Genomic DNA, 19355 nt, shown 5'->3' with positions numbered 1-19355 from the left:
AAGGAGTGTAAAATTACTTGCGATAGAAAGAGGATGGTTTATAGATGAAATATTTGGTTACTAGCGCTACAGGGGACTTAGCATTTAATAGTGTGAAATTTTTAATAGAATTAGTCGGAAAAGAAAAAATTGCTGTTACTGTTCGATCATTAGACAAAGCGAAAAAGTTAGAAGATTTAGGTGTTGAAATAAAAATAGCAGACTATTTTGACAAAGCATCATTAGTAACTGCTTTTCAAGGAGTAAATAGAGTCCTTTTCGTTTCTTCTGGGGAACTTGACAAGCGAAAAGAACAACATAAAAATGTTGTCGAAGCGCTTATAGAAGCAAATGTAGATTTCGTAGCATATACGAGTGCTCCGAATGCACAAAAATCAAAGGCAATAGTTGCTCCAGACCATAAATTTACTGAACACTTAATTGAGGAGTCTGGATTAGAATATTCTTTCTTGAGAAATAACTGGTATCTTGAGAATGAAGCTATTTTGTTTGATGCTATAAAAAATAATACGACTTACATTTACTCTGCAGGTGATGGAAAAGCTGGCTGGGCTAAAAAATCGGATTATGCAGAAGGAGCAGCAAAAGTGCTGGCAGGAGATTTTATGAAGAAGAAAATTTATGAATTTAGCGGTCAATCATTGTCGTATTCTGAACTAGCCAGTCTTTTACAAAAAGGGAAAGAGTATAAAATCAATTTGGACTCTGTTACTGATGATGAATATAGACGTGTATTAGAAACCAGTGGATTTCCTGAAGGTGCAATTAACTTTATAGTTGGTATTCAAAAAGATATACGAGAAGGAGATTTGGAAACTTTAAGTACAGATTTGGAAGATATTTTGGGAAGAGAGTTAGATATTACATGAATAACTAAAATATCTCCTAATTAAAACTTCACTATATTAATTAAAAAGACCAAAGCATAATGTTTTGGTCTTTTTGTAGTTCTCGTTTTTATAAGCTTAAGTTAGTTACGTATACCGGGAATTTACTTAAAGGGATACAATATAATGATATAATAAATACAAACTTTTTTTGTTTTAAATTAAAGTTTTATTTTAGTATAATCGACATAGGTGTTTAATCAGAAAATCATTTTTGTGATTTACATGAAACCTACAATATTTATTTTCGGAGGTAAGAATGAATTTTTATGGAATAGATTTTTTAGAAAACCAGTCAAATATCAACGACTATTTAAAATATTTTCTAATTTTTGGCTCTTTGGTATTATTAATATTAGTTTTTTCACTTTATTTAAGACATAGAATTAATACTAAGTACAGAGATTTAAGTATCATTTTCTCCTTAACTTTATTGTTTGCCTTAGGAGTGCAATTTTCAGATTATCAGATGAATAAAACTAAACATTCTCAATCTTCTCAAATGGTTAACTTTATAAAAGGCATTTCAAAACAAGAAAATAGGAACCTAAATGAAATTTATGCTAATGCAACACAATTTTCAGATGGGATTATAGTAAAAATTGATGATAGGTTTTATAAGGTAAGTTTAAGCGCAGACCAAAATTCCTACACATTAACCGAAACATACCTTATAAATACAAACGTTACTTACATCAAATAAGGAGGAAAATACATGCAATTATATACTCCAATTATTATAAAATTTGCTTTGGGCATTCTATGTTTAATTCTTCAAATTAATTTAATGGGCAAAGGTAATTTAGCGCCGTCTTCTGCTATGGATCAAGTACAAAACTATGTATTAGGTGGAATCATTGGAGGTGTTATATACAATGATTCTATTACCGTTCTGCAATTTGTGTTAGTTTTGATTATATGGACCTTACTAGTCTTAATAGTCAAATTTGCTAAAGAACATAATCGCTATTTGAAAATAATAATCGATGGTCGACCGATTACGTTAATTCAAAATGGAAAAGTTAACGTAAATATTTGTTTGAAAAATGGAATATCTGCTAATGAGTTGATGTTTAAGTTAAGAGCAAATGGTATTTATGAGGTGGAAGATATTAAAAAAGCTATTTTAGAACAAAATGGCCAGTTGACTATCATTGAATCTGGAGACGAAAATATTAGATATCCTATTATTGTAGATGGACAAGCTAATTTAGATGTATTAGATATGATAAAGAAGGACGATGAATGGCTCAAGGAACAAATAAATCAGCAAGGATTTGACCGTATCAGTGATGTTTATCTGGGAGAATATTTATCAGGAAAATTAAATTTGTTCGGATATGAAAATAGATAACTAAGATGAGTTATGAACTTACTACTAATCGCGTAAGAGCTCAAAATTATCGATTCTAGCATTCTCTATCATTTCAGAGTGGGATAGGCTGACTAAATATGCTTAAAATATACAAGTAATTTATAACGTAGTAAGTAAGATGTAATCATCATTCAAAGAAGAGTACTGGAAAGAAAAAGCAAGTTTTTTCTTCCCAGTACTCTTAATTAATTTGTCTTCAACAAGTAATGGAATCAGCGAGTTTTATCATTGACAAGTGTAAACAAAAAATGTAGAGTATCAGAATGAGATTACAAATGTAAACATAAAAGGGATATTATTTTTTATAGTAAACAATTAGAAGCAATAAGTTTCATATAAATGAAAACATTAGTAATGATACGATTACTGAGCGGGTAGCTCAAGCTATTGCAACTATGGAGTCTAGAACTTTTATTTGGAGAATATTCTGCTGAAATTTTTAAGAACAGAAATAACTCCAACTATCATTTAAAAAAGTAAGAAACCAAATAAAGGAGAGAATATATGAAAAAGATAGCAATAGTCGGCGGGCACGGACAGGTTGGCCAAGAAATCGTAAAAGAATTAACAAGGCAGGGATATTCTGTCGTTTTGATGGGAAGAAATTTACAAAAGATGAGAGCATTTGCGAAGCTTTTTTCACCTGTTTTAGAGCAGCGTGAAGTAGACTTGGCTCAAGCTGTTATGTCTGAAAAATTAGCCGATCTTGATATGGTAATTGTTTGTTTGGATCAAACGGATACCCGATTTATTGAGCAATGTCAAAATCTGGGCATTGATTATTTAGATATCAGTGCGAATAGTGATTTTTTGAAGAAAGTTGAATTATTACCCGTTCCTAAAAAAAGCAAGCGAGTTATTGGTTTAGGTTTGGCACCAGGGGTTACCAATTTAGCCGCTGCAGCGTATGTTAAAAGTGAACCCTCCAATCAAAATATAGTAATCGATGTCCTCTTAGGCATAGGAGATCGCCACGGTGAAGCAGCAGTAAAATGGACGTTTGATCAGTTAAACCGAACATATAAACATCCTCAGTGGTCACAAAAAACTGAAAATTTTGTATATGGTCGTAAAACGGATTTTGGCCCATCATTTGGAAAACGTCGCAGTGCCAATTTTGACTTTGCGGATCAACATATGCTTCATGCTACAAATCCTTCGCGCAATTATGCAACATATCTCGGTTTTGATCAAAATTGGTTAACAGCATTGTTAATAACTATAAAAAAATCCGGTTTAGCAGGTCTCTTCAAAAGCCCTATGGTACTTAATAGTCTCGTATGGTTTATGCAACGAGGAATAGTTGGGGATCGCTCTTTCGTTGTAAAAGTTTCCAATGGTCAAGTTGAAGATTCTGCAAAAATCGTTCTTTTCGGGGAAGAAGAAGCAAAAATGACGGCTGACATTGCGGCGTTTGTTGCGAAGAAGTTGTTGAAAGAAGCAGTACCAAATGGGCATTATCATATAACTGAATTAACGACTTTATCGGAAGTATTGACGCAGCTGCCACGTTTGTCAACTGTAGTATAAATGAAAAAATTCTTGAACTATTAATAAAAGTTTTAGTATAAGAGCAGAAATAATAATCATAAAAATCATAGACTTTTATGTAGTAGAGAAACCTATTCTTTTTTCCTGCTATAGAATGGATGTTAAAATTCTATTCATAGAGTTTCTCAAAAACAGACAGTATTTTACCTAATTCTGTATTAAGTAGCTAAAAAAACCTCTATTTTATTATCTTTTTAAAGAATTCCTGTTAAATCGTAGGTTTTATGTCAAAATGAAAGGCAGAAATCGATAAGGAGTGGTTGAACTGAAAGAAACGATATTAGCAGTGAAACTGAAAGAATATAGAGAAAAAAATAAGCTAACACAAAGTATACTAGCAGAATTATTAGAAGTGAGTGATAAGTCTATCTCTAAATGGGAGTTAGGCGCTACGTACCCTAGCAAAAAAATATGATCAAAATAGCCGAAGAATTGGATATCTCATTAGAAACATTACTTTTGGAAGAAACTAAGAAAGACAATGAGGATTTAAAAGTAAGTATCAAGTATGGGGTGATTAGTTTTTGCTTGATCTTTTTTGTCACGATGATCGTTTCGTTCAATCAAGACTTCAGCACGATTATGAATCTTTCTATTCAAGAAAAGTTAGGTGTATTGTTAACCACCGCTTTAAAACTATTGAGTATCTCTGTGCCGCCAGCTATCATTATTGTTTCCGCATTTTATTTTTATATCTTCCCTAAGAGCAAAAAAGAGAATTGAACATTTCAGATATAGTATTGTTTTTTTAGATTATCGTAGTACTTTAAAATAGTTTTTTAAGTAGGGAGATACTTTAAATAAACAATGTCAATAAGGCAGATATTTTAATCTATAAATAAATTTTTGTGTACAATATGGTCTAAACAACATAAAAATATTCCATTAAGCTTAAATTATATCTATTTGATTTCTTTAGTGCTAAAATCAAAAAGAGCAAAGATAAAAGAAGACTTCCCCAAGCCGCTTTTATCCTTGCTTCACATGTTACAGAGAGACATATTTAAATGTTAGATTATAGTCTATAATATTTCAAATATGTTGCTTTCAAAAATAGGATATTCTATATTTTTATATAGAATAAAAAGAAAAGTACTAGGCAGAGTATCTAAATTCCCCAATTTCACCTAGTACTTTTTTTGTGCATAAGCACTATAGACATAGTAGTAGAATAAGTATGCTTTGGCAACTAAAATAAATTGTCTATATAGTATAAAGTGGGGGGAGTATTAATTAGAGAAAAACCATTATGCTAATTCGATATAAGAAATAAAAATCTTTTAATCAATTGAGTTTCATTAAATTTAGGAAAAAAGGTATATTAAAAATGGAATTAACCAAAATTGAATATCAAATCATGCTAGCCTTTTACGAGCAGAATAAGCAGTTAACAAAAGTTTTACTGCTTGAAAAATATCCTGATTTCAAAGTGAATACACTATATCTTATGATTGATAGATTAGTTAATAAAAATTATTTAGAAGTATTTATCGATCAGAGTATTACAAAAGAATACTTGTATAGAGCAAAGTATTCCGCTTCAGAATTCTTTTCGCAATTAATTGGTCAATCGGCAGTGCATGATTTAGTGGAACAAACAATTAAGAAGTCTAGCAATACAATATATCTTGGGTTTTTATTGAAATTAATACAGACTTCAAAAAATAATTTGTAGGAAATTAAAAATTTTTATAGGGATTAATTTGTTTTCGCATCAATACTTCATCGTGCCACTCCCCCATTTTAAATCCTAATTTTTCCAAACGAGCAATTTCTACAAAATTTCTCTTTTCGTGAAATTTTAAGCTGGCTATATTACTTGCAGTGATAGATGCGAGCATTTGAATAATTCCTTGGGCTTTTAAAGCTTGTTCTAAATAAGTATATAACTGTGAGCTTACCTTTTTTTGATGATGATGCGGATTCATATAAATTGTTAATTTTACTGTTCTGTCATAAGCTTTCTCATAAGAATACCTTGATGCATAAGCGTATCCCAAACAGATGTTATTCTCCGTATATGCAATAAAACCAGGTAAGCAGTCTAGCTCGTTTTTTAATTTCTTCGAAAACTCTGTTTCAACTGGTTTTTCATATTCAAATGTGGCTGTGGAATGATCTATATAGTAAGAATAGATCTTGTAGATATTAGAAAAGTCGGTAGTTGAAATTTTTCTTATGTTCATTTTACTTCCTTTCGATAGAAGCTACAAAACAATCTTTTATTCATTTTATTTTTAATTGATTTTAGTATCCGCTACAAATAATTTTTCTAATTAATGTTTTTTAAAAAAACAACCACTCCCGGGGAGGAGTGGCGCAATTAAATGATGCTTTTTATATGGTAATATAATTATATTTGCTATTAGCAATTTTTACAATTATTTGGATCATGAAGATAGTATCAATAATTCGTTGGAAAGTAGATTTCTCCAAAAATAAATTTATTGTTAAGTATTGATTTACTAAAGGGTCTTTACTGCATAACACTAACAGATTGTTTAGGTGTTCCAGTAATTAATCTGTTTTACAACAAAGGAAATAAGGTAAGAAAATGTAGATTGAACGATATTTAGGATCAGTAAAAATCTTTATAACTTTTTAAAAATTTTAATTGTGGTATATTTTTAACTATAGTTAGTAGTTTATACATACGAAAAATCACGTAATAAAGAGGAACCTATTATGAAATTAATCCCATATAATCAATCGTTTCAATCTAATATTGAGAATTACTATTTAAAAGATTTGTCATATACAGCACTGCCAAAAGAAATTCTTGAAGATTTACCAGAAACATTCCTTCCTGTACTTTGTTTTGACAAAGAAAAATTAGTCTGTTTCTTTATTTTAGATAGTGGTAAGGATAAGTTCAAATACACAAACGATACTGATAGTTTATTGCTTAGGTCATTTTCAACCGATTATTTCCAAACGAAAAAAGGATTCGCGACCTCTGCACTAAAAAAGTTGCCAACGTTTACAAAAAGAACTTTTCCGACAGTAAACAGTATCTATTTAGGTGTTAATATAAAAAATGAAGTAGCCATTCATTTATATAAGAAAGTGGGCTTTAAAGATACAAAAAGAACTTTTAACGGCCCTAAAGGTATACAAAAAGTATTCATTTTGATCATTTAGTAGTAATGTCAATTATAAATATAGACAGTTTCTTCATCTGCTTAATTTAATTATTAAAATTTGATCTGACAAATGTGGTTAATTACAAAGTCTCCATTAATTCTATTCCCTTTCTATAGAAACTTTTACTTAAAAATACGGATCATGTTTTAAATGGTGTTTAAGTTTGCATATTATGACGCCATATAAGCCAATAATATTCTTAAATTCTATTATTTTAAAAATATAATAATTTCTATTATTTAATTAGGCAAATGATAATTATTTGATCTAAAAGTACGAAATTCAGTTGTAAAACACTTCTAACTATAGGATAATTAATTTGTTCCAAAATATTAAAAATCTTAGGAGGAATGCATATGACTGACAAAGGAACTTTCGATAAAGCTAAAGGCAAAGCTAAAGAGGTTGTTGGAGATGTAACAGGAGATAATAAGACCAAAGCTGAAGGTATTTTGGATCAAGCTGTTGGTAAAGTTAAAGAAGTTGCTGCAGATGCCAAAGATAAAGTCGATGAGGTTGTTATCGACGCAAAAGATAAATTTAAAAAATAATATTTTTTGGTTCAGTAAGGTATAAATCATTTTAAAATAATTAATACACATAATCTGAAAAAATAATGAAATTGAAAAACGTATCAGGTGTTTAAAGAATCTTCCCAAGCTCTCAAGATGCCTGATACTCTTTTATATTTTTAAATGAACATTTGTAAATTGTAGTTGATGAATCAATTTCATTCAAGCGAACTTCTTATATGAAAAACCAGCCTGTAATAAATAGGCTGGTTTTTTTAGTCCTGATAAAAAATAGAGTGATTTATAAAAAATCACTCTATTTTAGTAGAGTGATCTTCAAAAGAGAATTATGAAAAATTGAATTGGTTGGTATGATTATACATTACATTTTTTATTAATAAAAATCAATAAATATCTGACTATTTTTTTAATCAATAATTTTAGCAAGTAAAAATTGTACTAAGTTAAAAGAGAAGGGTATTAGGCACACTTCCCCAAAATTCCCCCTACCTAATACTCTTCTTTGGCCATGAAATAGTGCCATAAATATTCTACAATGGAAGTGTTTTTATCGCAAGTAAAGAGAAATATTATACTTTTTCACGTGTAATTTTCTGAAGTGGTCATTTTTGCATGTAATTGGTTATTTTTTCACCATGATTACTTCAGAAGTTGAAATGACTGTTATTTGTTGAAAAAAGAGTAATGTATTCTTTGTTTTTTTCAGGAAAAAAGAATTAGCTGACAAAATTTAGAGCTTTTCCTTTACAGGGTGATACCTTATTTCGTATAAACAGTACCATAGCGCTAGCTAACTTGTACTAATAAATATCAGTTAAATGATATTCCGTAATACGCAAACCTCGATTTAATAATATGGGTAACACAATCATCATCAATTAAATCCTCATATAACATAATGTAGCAAGATAGGCAGATAATAAAATAAGCGAGTACAGGATTTTTATTGTGATGTAATCTACAAAAAGTAGAAAAAATATTGTAAAAAAATAGGAGTGTGATAAAATGTTTTCTAAATGATAATGATTCTCAATTAGAAGGAGTGGTTCAAATGAAAAAAAATTGTTGGGTAGGTGCGATTTTTTGTATGTTAGTTTTTTTGTCAGCTTGTGGAACAACAAGCTCTCAGCAAGTAACATCTTCTGAGACAAAAAATGAAAGTAGTTCGGACTTAGCATCGCAAGAACAGGTAATTACTTATTTAGATAAAGACTATGAAATAATTTATCCTACACAAAAAATTGTAACGGCTAGCTTAGAAGCAATGGAAGATGCGGTGGCTCTTGGTTTCGAACCGTTAGGGGCGGTTACTGTTGGTGATGGATTCCCTAATTATTTGAAAGAACATCTCGGTGAAGATGTAGCAAATGTGGGGAACAAGTTTGGCCCGGATGTCGAAGCAGTGACTGCTTTAACCCCAGATGTCATCTTGGGTTCCACCAAGTTTGATGATTCTGTGACGGCCAGTTTGAGTAAAATAGCACCTACCATCAATGTATCTCATCAATCAATTAATTGGGAGGACAATTTACGTTTAATGGGTCAATTAACAGGTAAGACAGAAGATGCTGAACAAAAAATCGACGATTATCAATCAGATTTATCTGCATTCAAAAAGGATCATCCAAATACTCCAGATCAAAAAGCTGTTATAATTCGGATTCGCGACGGTGAACTTTGTGTCTATGGTGAAAAGGTTTACTATAATCCAATGATTTATGGGGATCTTGGTTTCCAAATCCCGGAAGAATTAAATGCGATTGAGGCACAGACTACTATTTCTGTAGAACAGTTTGCAAAATGGAATGTGGATGTTGTTTTTGTTCAATTCAGCGATGAAGAAAATGCTGGTCATCTTGATTTCCTAAATAATTTAAAAGAAAATGCTATTTGGCAAAGTACTCCAGCTGTTAATTCTAATCATGTTTACTATAATATTGTTGATGCCGGATATCAAGGCGGTACCTACCTAAGTAAAGAGGCATTTTTATCAAGTGCAAGCGACCAACTACAGTAAAAATAATAGACGGAACAAAAGAGATTTAGTGTGGGGAGCTGGACTCATCCTCTTATTGTTGATTGTTTGTTTCTTTTCATTGACTTTTGAAATTTCTGAACCGTGTCAAACATTGCTTGCAGTGATCAAATCGTATGATTCCACTGTAAAAGAACAAGTGATTTTGCTGTCACGAATCTCTCGGGTCAGCATCGCGTTATTTGCTGGATCTGCTTTGGCTCTAAGTGGTTTACTGATGCAACTTCACTATCGTAATACATTAGCTGATCCTTCATTGATGGGGGTAAATGATGGGGCCGCGCTTGCGGTTATACTGATATTGGTATTCTTTTCAGATGCATCAATGCCTCAGAGAATTATTGCTTCAATTGCCGGGTCATTTGTTGCGTATCTAATGATTCAAGTGGGATTAAAAAAAGTACGGGTCCATCACTCACCGTTGGCTTTACCGCTTGTTGGTTTGATCGTATCAATGATTTTAGGAAGTTTGACGACACTTATTGCAAGTTATTTTAATCTTTCACAATCAATGACTTCGTGGTATAGCAGTCGCTTGTACCGTGTAGAGTGGCAACAGGTACGATATTTTATTTTGCCGTTACTGATTGCAATTGTATTCATTGCTGTGTTACGCAAGCAATTTACTGTATACCGTTATGATCATGACTTGACAGTGGCAATCGGTATGGAACGAAAAAAATTCGAATTGATTTTACAAGCGTTGGTCGTTGTCTTAACAGGGGTAACAGTGGCTATTGCTGGTCGAATTGCCTTTGTAGGCTTAATTGTGCCTCATATGGCTCGTCTGGTATATGGTAATCGGTATGAAAAACTGATAATTTATGTTCCTTTGGTGGGCGCTGTGATGGTTGTCGCTGCGGATTATCTTGGGCGTTATTTGAATTATCCATTTGAGACACCGGTGGGAATTATGTTTGCCATGATTGGTGTACCAATTTTCTTATGGCTCATCAGGTCTGGAAAGGGGGGGGATTATAATGTGTAAGCGAATAATCCTTTCTATCGCGGTCTTTCTTTTGGTTTCCTGTCTTTCCTTAAGTATGGGGTCTTATCACATGTCATGGTCAGAACTATTGCGATTGATTTTTGGCGGGATTGTTTCCGAACAAGCGTATTTGGTATTCTTTAGCTTTCGTCTTCCGCGTCTGATGGTAGCAGCCTTAGTGGGTGGTTCGTTAGCGGTTGCCGGTTATATCATCCAAACTTTATCTCGCAATCCAATTGCAGATGTTGGTTTATTAGGCATCAATACGGGGGCTGCTTGTGGCAGTGTTTTGTATTTCTTATTGGTAGGATCTTATTTCTCCGAGCTGAATCACTATCAATATGCTTCTTTGCTGTTATTTGGTTTGATAGGTGCTTGTATGGCAATTAGTCTAAATCTCTTACTGTCTTTTCGTGGCAGTCAAGTGCATATGATGTTGTTTTTATTGAACGGAATTGCAATTAATTTAGGATTTTCGGCTGTCACCACGTTTTTATCTTTAAAAATCAATCCTGAAGATTATGATCGTGTCAATCATTGGCTTGAAGGATCGATTGCTACTGCAAGTTGGGAAACAACAAGAAATATTTTGCCGGTGGTGCTGATTTCAGTTTGCTTGGTGATTTTGACGGCAAAGCATTTGGCTGTTTTAAGGTTCAGTGATCTTCATTTGATGAATATTGGTTTTTCTTATGGCCGTTGGCGTCTATTTTTCTTGCTCATCGCGGCTATCTTGGTTAGTGCTACTGTTTTTGTTGCGGGGAGTGTTGCCTTTGTTAGTTTACTGGTTCCCCATTTGACTTTGCTATACATAGATCGCCGATCGCAAATTTTGATACCTTGTATTTTTTGGAATGGAATGACGGTGGCAATTTTCACAGATTTTGTAGCCAAGAATCTATTTTCACCAAATGAAATTCCTTTAAATGCAGTGATAGGGGTTATTGGAATACCTTATCTAATTGGATTGTATATAAAGAATAGGAGAGAAATAGATGGAACAAGTGCATAGATTTGAAGACAAGCTATTGTCAATCACAATACCTAAAGAAGCATCTTTTGGGGAAAAACTTCCATTGCTTTATGTGTTAGATGGCAACGCGTTTGGACCGTTGGTGACACAAACCATTTTATTGCAAACACGTAACTCACCTAAAACAGGCGTCTGGCCAGCTATGATTGTGTCTATTGGCTATGATACGAAAGACGCTTTTCAACGAGATGCACGTTTTAACGATTACACACCTGAAAGAATTCATTCAGTTCTTCAAGAGGAGTTAGATATGCCTAATGGCGGTGGTTTAGCCACATTTCAGAAACAACTGTTGCGTATCCACGAGCACATCGGTAGACACTATCAAATTGATAATGAGAAAGTTGGTCTCTTGGGACATTCGTTGGGGGGATTATGTGTTCTTGAAAGCTATCTCGAGATAGTGAGGTTGCCCTTTATAACTGATTTTCTTGCCATCAGCCCTTCTTTATGGTGGGACGAATGTGCGTTTTTTGATCGCTTGGCAACACAATCGTCGATTTCGGATAAGCGCTTATTTATTGCAGTTGAAAATGACCATGGGAAGATGGAAACATTAGCCGAGCGCTGTTACAATATATTGTGTCAAGGAATATCAGAAAAACAAATATCTTTCTATATCGGACCTGAGGAAAACCATATGTCTATTGTATTTACGGCTTTAAGTCGGATCTTACGTTGGTTCTTCCAAAAGGAGAATGCGAATGAGTGATGTTTTAGAAGGTCGAGGTTTATCTTTAGGCTATCAAGATAAAAATGTAATCCAAAATATTGATGTATCTTTTTTAGAAGGAAAAACCTCGATTATTATTGGACCTAATGGTTGTGGGAAATCTACCTTGTTAAAGGGCTTGGGACGAATACTTACTTTACGTCAAGGTCAAGTATTTTTGTTTTCAAAAGCTTTGACCGAACTATCAACAAAAGAGATTGCCCAAAGTTTGGCCTTTTTGCCTCAAGGTATTGAGACCCCTTCTGATACAACTGTTCGAGAGATTATTGAGTTGGGGCGCTATCCGCATCAAGGAGTATTCAGGAAAATTTCATTTGAAGATGAACAAATTATAGAGAATGTTTTGGCACAAACAGAGTTAACAGCTTTGGCGCATCGGCAAGTTGACAGCTTGTCTGGCGGACAAAAGCAACGGGTCTGGATTGCAATGGCTCTGGCTCAAAAAACTCCAGTTATTTTATTGGATGAACCTACGACATATTTGGATATGGGACATCAATTAGATATTTTGAAATTACTAGATTCATTGCAGCAACATCTTTCTTTGACTGTGGTGATGGTTCTTCATGATTTAAACTTAGCAGCTCGGTTTGCAGATATCATGCTAGCAATGAAAGATGGTAAGCTGATCAAACAAGGATCGGTAACAGATATTATGCAACCAATACTTCTTAGAGAACTTTTTGATATAGATGCTACTATTGTAGAAGATCCAATAAATGGACGTCCAATATGTATTCATTATGATTGAAAAAAGTTCATTATCTTGTCTAATAAAATATAAAAGGAATAAGCCAACTACTTTGTTGCCTATTCCTTTTTTTTTAGGAGAGCGCATTACATGAAATTAATAATCAGATGATTTTGTACATTCTAAATTTCGATAGTATTAATGGATAAATAGAATGATATTTGCAGTAATAAATTAATTTTCTATATTCTATAGTATTCACCATTTTCTAGTTTATAGTAAAGGTGAATCCTATGGAATTCAGACAAATATGAGTATAAAAAAATACATAACTATTAAAGCGGCCCCAAAAATCATTACTTTTGGGGCCGCTTTAATATAAACTTCTTCTTTAGTTAGAACAAATCGATAATCTACTCTAAAATCAAAATGTCTGAACCTAATTCTAACTAAGAAGTTGAACATACGCTTCATAGTTGTTTATACAGAACACTAATGTACCTACTATTTTGAAAGGGAAAAATCAAAAATTTCCATCATATCATTGCTTTATGGCTACGAGAGGAGAGTTAAGTACAATTTAATTTGTTTCCACTAGTTCAAACACTTAATTATAAGATTTAAAAATCAAAATCTAATAATTAATCAAAGTATTAAAAAAAGAAATTAGTTTCTTAGAAGATTTAATTCCAAGAAAAAAGTGCTGAAATCATTATAATCAACACCTTTTACTAAACAAATTTCTTTTTTACTATATCAGTTTTAATTATAAAACAAATGAAAATTGACGTCAATGTCAATCAGTATGTTATTGCTATTAATAATAATCTTAATATAGTAAAAAAAATTCACTTAAGTAAGTTAAAAGAAGAAAAGTAATAGAACAAAAGAAAATTTTAAAACCGTCAAATGCGCCGTCAAATTTATTTAGACGCAAGAAAGGAATTTATAAATGAGTCGAAAGGGAGAAAATATTTACAAAAGAAAAGATGGACGTTGGGAGGGACGTTACCCTAAGGGAAGAAAACTAAATGGAAAAATTCATTACGGATATGTTTATCGTTCAACTTATCGTGAATGCAAGGAAATATTGATTAAAAAAAAATTTGAGTATCAGGTATCGACGAAGGATGTAACAATTTACCAAGGTTCTGTTGGAGATTGGTTTAATGAATGGTTGCTACAGCAACAATTTTTTCTTCGTCCCTCAACTATCTCTAGTTACAATTACAAAATAAATAAATATGTTATACCTGATATTGGTTATCTGAAATTGTCAAAATTAAGTACAAATCATTTACAAAAACTCATAGATAAGTGGCAAATACAGTCACTGTCTATTTCAACAATCCAAACAATTACTCGAATCTTACGAAAATCATTGAAAAATGCAGTGGAACAAGGAAAATTACTTGCAAACCCCAGTGAACAATTAGAAATTCCTAAAAAGCCGAAAAATATTATACGTTCTTTGACACAAGAAGAGCAAAAGAGATTAATACGTGTATCAAAAAGCGACAAGACAGGTTTAGCCGTTATTTTAGCTCTTTACACGGGATTAAGGATTGGAGAAATTTCTGCTCTTCGTTGGGAAGATATTAATTTTTCGGAAAATACCATTAAAATCAGTCATACTTTTCAACGAATTTCCAGCGCCGGATATGATCAACATACCCACATGCATTTAGGAAAAGTAAAGTCGGCGAATTCACAACGGACGATTCCAATAGCAGAAACACTTCTAAAACTGCTAAAAAAAGCCCACCGAGAAAATCATAAAGAATTTGTATTTCAAGTCTGTAATCATCCTATGGAACCTAGATTGTTAACGTATCATTTTCATAGAATACGAAAAAAAGCTGGGTTGGAGGCTATTCACTTTCATCAACTTCGTCACACTTTTGCAACACGCTGTTTAGAAGCTCAAGGAGATATTGCATCTATTAGTGCACTTCTCGGGCATGCCTCTACAAAGATGACATTAGATATTTACACTGACACAATTTATGAACAACGAATCTCTACAATTCAAAAAATGAACGTATTACTTAAATAAAATGCACGACATTTTCTTATAATTTGTTTTTTGCGCCGTCTATTCATCGTCAAATAAATTATTAAAACTCTTTATTTCCAAATTATAAACCTATTTTTTCTTGGAATTAAATCTTCTAAGAAATTTTTGTAATGTTCATTAATAGTTAAGGAAAAGGAGTGGAATTTAATGTATATGAAAAAGATAAGAAAAACAATGTTTTGCTTTATGAGTTTATTAATTCTTATACAGTATTTAATGCCAGTAGTCGTATTTGCCTTAGATTATCAAGAGGAATTCAAACTAAATTCTTTGATAGTTACAAAAGAAGAAAATAGTACAATTGAAGCAAAATTGGATATTTCAATTAACAGTCAGGAAGGAGATACACAGGTTGTAACCTTTAATGAAAATGCAATCGTAAAAAATGTAACGGCAGAAAGTAAAACAGAATCTAATCAAATTGATTATGTAGTGAATAAAAACAAAATTGAGATGAAGATTGCTCCTGGATTAACTGTTTCGGTCAGCTTGACTGTTGAATTAGATTCATCAAATTTAGAAGAGGATACCCTCATTGCTACTAGCGGATCACAAGTAGTCCAATCTACACTTACAAAAACTAATTCAATAAAAGAATCGACAATTATTTCTTCAAAAAATGAGTCTAGTAATGAAACTTCTGAACAATTAGAAAAAGAGACAACAACAACTGAATCCACTACACACAATTCAAGTGTTGAATCATCAGAATCATTAGAGAATTCCAAGCAAGTGAAGAAAGACGAAAAAGAAGTATCCAAAGATCCTCAGGATGTTCGAAGTTTATTAGTTTCATTGGGAATGCCATCAACAATCATTGAGAGTGCAAATATTCTTTACACAGATAAAGATGGCACTCCATATCCTGATCAAACAAGTGTACCAGTAGATGCAAATGTTGAAGTTAAATACGAGTGGCGTATTCCTGAAGAATTGTTTGGGACAATCAAAGATGGAGATTACTTTGACTTCCAACTACCTGACGGTGTCCAAGTTTTTCCTGGGACGGGATCATTAGCAGGGGCACTAGGACAATATGGCTCTTACGAAATCACAGCTGACGGTAAGGTTCATATTGTTTTCAACAAAAATGTTGAAACGGACCACGATGTATCAGGTGATTTCAACTATTCTACGAAGTTTGATAAAACAGTTGAACCAGGGGATGTTGTTATTAAAACACCAACAGAAGAAAATTTTCCATCTTCAGAAATCCATATTAGACCTAAGTATGATCAAGCAATTGATAAGAGCGGGTATTTTGATCGGACTCCAAATCCAAGCAAAGTTGTTTGGGAGGTCAATATCAATCGCCCATTAAATAAAATGATTAATGGTACACTGAAGGACCCAATGCCTAAAGGGACAACTTTAATTGGAGTAGAGGTTTATCCAGAAACAGTCGATGTAAATGGTAATGTTACAAATATAGATTTAGATAACCCATTAGTTGAAGGAACTGATTATACGTTGGAAGAAAATGATACGATTACATTTATTGGTGACTATGCAGAAACTAATAAAGCTTTCCATGTTGTTTATGAATCAAAAATTGAAGAAGATCAAAAGCCTGAAAAAGGTGGAAATGTTTCTTTTAAAAATGAAGCAACTTTAGATGATGGGAAAAGTACAACATCAGCAGAAGCAAGTGTAATTGCACAATACAAAGGACCAATTTCAAAATCTGGGCCGTCTCCTACAGGTAAAGACCAAGTCTACAAATGGTCCGTACAATACAACTATAATGAGAAAAAACATGCTGTTGGTGCATCAATAACTGATACAATGAGTGAAAATTTGAGTTTGGTAGATGGTACTGTTAAGCTGCACAAAATTACCTTTGATAAAGATGGAAAAGAAGTTACAGGAACTGTTCTGGAAGAAGGAACAACTTACAAACTTGTTAAAGATTCATCTAATCCGAATGTGTTTACGATTGAATTTCTGGAGGAAGTTGACTATGCGGTGAAGATAGATTATCAAACAAAAGTAAATGAGATCGTTGATGAAAATACAGAAATTTCCAACTTTGTGAAAACAGATAATAATGATGAAAGCGGAAGTGAAGGCAATGCGACACAACAAGGCATTGTTAAGAGAATTGATGGGGAAATTGATTATTCTGCCCGTGAAATTCCATGGGAAATTCAAATTAATAATGCGGGATATTGGATGACAAACTGGACCTTGGAGGATGTATTCTCTGCAGGATTAATCTTAGTTGACGAGAGTTTTGAAATCGTTGATACCTCTGATGGCAACAAAGTATTAGAAGAAAATCAGTATACTTTAACAAAAAAAGATAGTGGCTTTAATGTATCTTTCAATGGTGATTTAAAAGAAGGCACTGACCACAAATTTACTATTAGATATAAAACGAAATTTGATACAAGTGTAATTGATGAAGGAACAGGAAACGAAGATTCTATTAAATTTACCAATGATGCTTCAATGAAATGGAAGGATACATTTGGTGATGAACACAGCAATAAGGAATCGATACCATTTGATCCAGTTCCTGCTTTCAAGTTTAATGGGCAAAAGAGTGGAAATTACAATGCAAAAACTAAAAAAATTACATGGACAGTTGCAGTAAATTTCAATCAACAGAAATTAACCAATGCAACTATTATTGATCCAATTATCGAACCGCAAGATTATGTTGAAACTAGTGCAAAACTGTATGAAGCAACTATCAATAAGAATGGTACGTATACTCTAAACAATGAAGTAACTGGTGTCATTACGGAACCAACGACTGAAAACTCCTCTGTTAAAGTTAATTTACCAGAGGGTAGTACTCAAGCTTATGTGCTTGTATTTGAAACAAGCTTGGATGGAGAGATTATCAATGAGAAGACTTATAATAATAAGGCTACATTTGAAAACAATGGGATTTCTCATGATTTAGATGCAAGCATTTCACCAGCCCACTCGGGTGAATTAGTAACTAAATCAGGACAACAAGATCCAGATGATAGTGGTTATGTTAAATGGGATTTGACAGTTAATGGTTCACAGTCAACATTACATGATGTGAAAATTGTGGATACACCATCAGCGAATCAGTTTGTAACAAATAATGACATTTTAATCTTTGGTACAATAGTTGATCACTCAGGCAATATTATAAAAGATAAAAACATTGTTCTGAAAGAGGGAGAAGATTATACTATAACGATTGATACCAATAATGAGACAGGTGCACAAGTCATTACAATTGAGTTGTTAAACAAGATTACAACTTCATACATTGTGGAGTATAGGGCGTTAATTACTTCTGAAAAAACAACAGATACAGTCACAAATGGAGCTACTATATCAGCAGTAAACGAAAAAGTAGTGACACAAGATATCGAAAAAGCTGTTGTTGTATCTAATAGTTCGGGAAGTGCTACAGGATCAAAAGGATCAGTAACACTAGTTAAAGAAGGTAAAGACGGTACGAAACTGGCAAACGCGCATTTACAATTGTGGACTATCAATGAAAATGGTGAAAAGGATAAACTTGTCCGTGAAGGTGATACTGATACAGACGGAGAGTTGAGAATCGGAAACTTACGTGTTCAAGATTATCTTGTAATTGAAACAAAAGCTCCTATTGGGTATACAATTAGTAATGAGTTGTTACATGGGAAGAGAATTTCGGTTACAAAAGATGAGGAAAATAGTACTTTTAAAATTGAAAAAATACTAAATGAATTGACCAAAGTGTCATTTAACAAAGTTGGACAATCAACAGTTTCTGGTGAAACAACAAGCCCATTAAAAGGTGCAGAATTTGAAATTCTTGATAACGAAGGAAAGCTTATAAAAGGATATGAAAAAGTTGTTTCAGATGAAAAAGGTATTGTTACAGTTGAAGGATTAGTTCCTGGTGAATATCAAATTGTTGAAACAAAAGCTCCCGAAGGATACATCTTGGACAATAAGCCGTTAATCTTCACACTAGTAGAAAATGAAAACGGAGTAATTCCATTTTTAAACTTAGGTAGCTGGATAAACTATCAAGGATCTGCACAGCTGGTGAAAAGCGATAGTAAGGGCAATTTGTTAGCTGGCGCAGAGTTTAAAATTATCGATAAAGATGGAAGAATAATTCATGAAAATCTGGTTTCAGATAAAAAAGGAACCGTATCAATCACAGAATTAGCACCAGGAGACTATCAATTTATCGAAACAAAAGCACCCGAAGGTTATGTTTTGAATACGACACCAGTTGTTTTCACGATTGAAGATTCAGCGAAAGGACAACCAAAAGTAGTTGTGGCAAGCGAAGGTTTTGTAAACTATAAAGGATCCGCACAA

At 32.8% G+C, this 19355-nt stretch carries 15 protein-coding genes and 1 pseudogene; 15 read left to right on the top strand and 1 reads right to left on the bottom strand.

The genetic code is table 11. The features are described from left to right. Nucleotides 1–44: 44 nt before the first annotated feature. The 6 genes and pseudogenes from IAE45_RS17275 (at nucleotide 45) to IAE45_RS17250 (ending at nucleotide 5488) form a co-directional block, all read left to right on the top strand. Nucleotides 45–869 (top strand): SDR family oxidoreductase, encoded by an 825-nt coding sequence (locus IAE45_RS17275; RefSeq protein ID WP_081119573.1) that lies wholly within the window; start codon nucleotides 45–47, stop codon nucleotides 867–869. Between the two features lie 277 nt (nucleotides 870–1146). Next, complete coding sequence (locus IAE45_RS17270; RefSeq protein WP_200127017.1) at nucleotides 1147–1590, top strand: DUF3290 domain-containing protein; 444 nt, start codon at nucleotides 1147–1149, stop codon at nucleotides 1588–1590. A gap of 12 nt (nucleotides 1591–1602) precedes the next feature. Then, nucleotides 1603–2241: a DUF421 domain-containing protein gene (locus IAE45_RS17265; protein WP_081119633.1), complete on the top strand. Its 639-nt coding sequence runs from the start codon at nucleotides 1603–1605 to the stop codon at nucleotides 2239–2241. 525 nt (nucleotides 2242–2766) lie between these two features. Beyond that, nucleotides 2767–3792 (top strand): saccharopine dehydrogenase NADP-binding domain-containing protein, encoded by a 1026-nt coding sequence (locus IAE45_RS17260; RefSeq protein ID WP_081119634.1) that lies wholly within the window; start codon nucleotides 2767–2769, stop codon nucleotides 3790–3792. 286 nt (nucleotides 3793–4078) lie between these two features. After that, nucleotides 4079–4536 (top strand): annotated as a pseudogene (locus IAE45_RS17255) (helix-turn-helix domain-containing protein). 604 nt (nucleotides 4537–5140) lie between these two features. After that, nucleotides 5141–5488, top strand: a complete 348-nt coding sequence (locus tag IAE45_RS17250; RefSeq protein WP_196044732.1) for a BlaI/MecI/CopY family transcriptional regulator — start codon at nucleotides 5141–5143, stop codon at nucleotides 5486–5488. 4 nt (nucleotides 5489–5492) lie between these two features. Here the strand turns inward: IAE45_RS17250 and IAE45_RS17245 are convergent, their stop codons facing one another. Continuing rightward, nucleotides 5493–5999, bottom strand: coding sequence for a GNAT family N-acetyltransferase (locus IAE45_RS17245; RefSeq protein WP_200127019.1), 507 nt, complete (start codon nucleotides 5997–5999; stop codon nucleotides 5493–5495). A gap of 499 nt (nucleotides 6000–6498) precedes the next feature. Between IAE45_RS17245 and IAE45_RS17240 the strand changes: the two genes are divergently transcribed. From IAE45_RS17240 to IAE45_RS17200, 9 genes are all read left to right on the top strand, one after another. Continuing rightward, entirely contained in the window at nucleotides 6499–6954 is a 456-nt protein-coding gene (locus IAE45_RS17240) for a GNAT family protein (protein WP_196044749.1), read from the top strand. A gap of 359 nt (nucleotides 6955–7313) precedes the next feature. Beyond that, nucleotides 7314–7508: a CsbD family protein gene (locus IAE45_RS17235; protein WP_196044748.1), complete on the top strand. Its 195-nt coding sequence runs from the start codon at nucleotides 7314–7316 to the stop codon at nucleotides 7506–7508. Between the two features lie 1033 nt (nucleotides 7509–8541). Continuing rightward, a complete protein-coding gene (locus tag IAE45_RS17230; RefSeq protein WP_200127021.1) occupies nucleotides 8542–9507 on the top strand; it encodes an iron-siderophore ABC transporter substrate-binding protein in 966 nt (321 codons plus the stop codon). Next, the gene (locus tag IAE45_RS17225; protein WP_200143146.1) at nucleotides 9485–10513 is read left to right on the top strand and encodes a FecCD family ABC transporter permease; all 1029 of its coding nucleotides are present in this window, start codon (nucleotides 9485–9487) and stop codon (nucleotides 10511–10513) included. Before IAE45_RS17230 ends, IAE45_RS17225 begins: the two co-directional genes overlap by 23 nt. After that, nucleotides 10506–11525, top strand: a complete 1020-nt coding sequence (locus tag IAE45_RS17220) for a FecCD family ABC transporter permease (protein WP_081119623.1) — start codon at nucleotides 10506–10508, stop codon at nucleotides 11523–11525. Before IAE45_RS17225 ends, IAE45_RS17220 begins: the two co-directional genes overlap by 8 nt. Further along, on the top strand, nucleotides 11509–12258 hold the full coding sequence (locus tag IAE45_RS17215; RefSeq protein ID WP_081119622.1) for an alpha/beta hydrolase-fold protein: 750 nt from the start codon (nucleotides 11509–11511) through the stop codon (nucleotides 12256–12258). The genes IAE45_RS17220 and IAE45_RS17215 overlap by 17 nt, the downstream gene beginning before the upstream one ends. Next, on the top strand, nucleotides 12251–13030 hold the full coding sequence (locus IAE45_RS17210; RefSeq protein WP_200127025.1) for an ABC transporter ATP-binding protein: 780 nt from the start codon (nucleotides 12251–12253) through the stop codon (nucleotides 13028–13030). The genes IAE45_RS17215 and IAE45_RS17210 overlap by 8 nt, the downstream gene beginning before the upstream one ends. Nucleotides 13031–13922: 892 nt before the next feature. After that, the gene (locus IAE45_RS17205) at nucleotides 13923–15026 is read left to right on the top strand and encodes a tyrosine-type recombinase/integrase (protein ID WP_081119600.1); all 1104 of its coding nucleotides are present in this window, start codon (nucleotides 13923–13925) and stop codon (nucleotides 15024–15026) included. Between the two features lie 168 nt (nucleotides 15027–15194). Beyond that, the coding region (locus tag IAE45_RS17200; RefSeq protein ID WP_200127027.1) for a collagen binding domain-containing protein at nucleotides 15195–19355 on the top strand (4161 nt) is incomplete at its 3' end.

Source organism: Enterococcus sp. S53 (assembly GCF_016516865.1).
Classification (GTDB): domain Bacteria; phylum Bacillota; class Bacilli; order Lactobacillales; family Enterococcaceae; genus Enterococcus_D; species Enterococcus_D innesii.
Note: the sequence above shows the minus strand (reverse complement) of the source record. Positions and strands in the feature narration are given on the sequence as shown.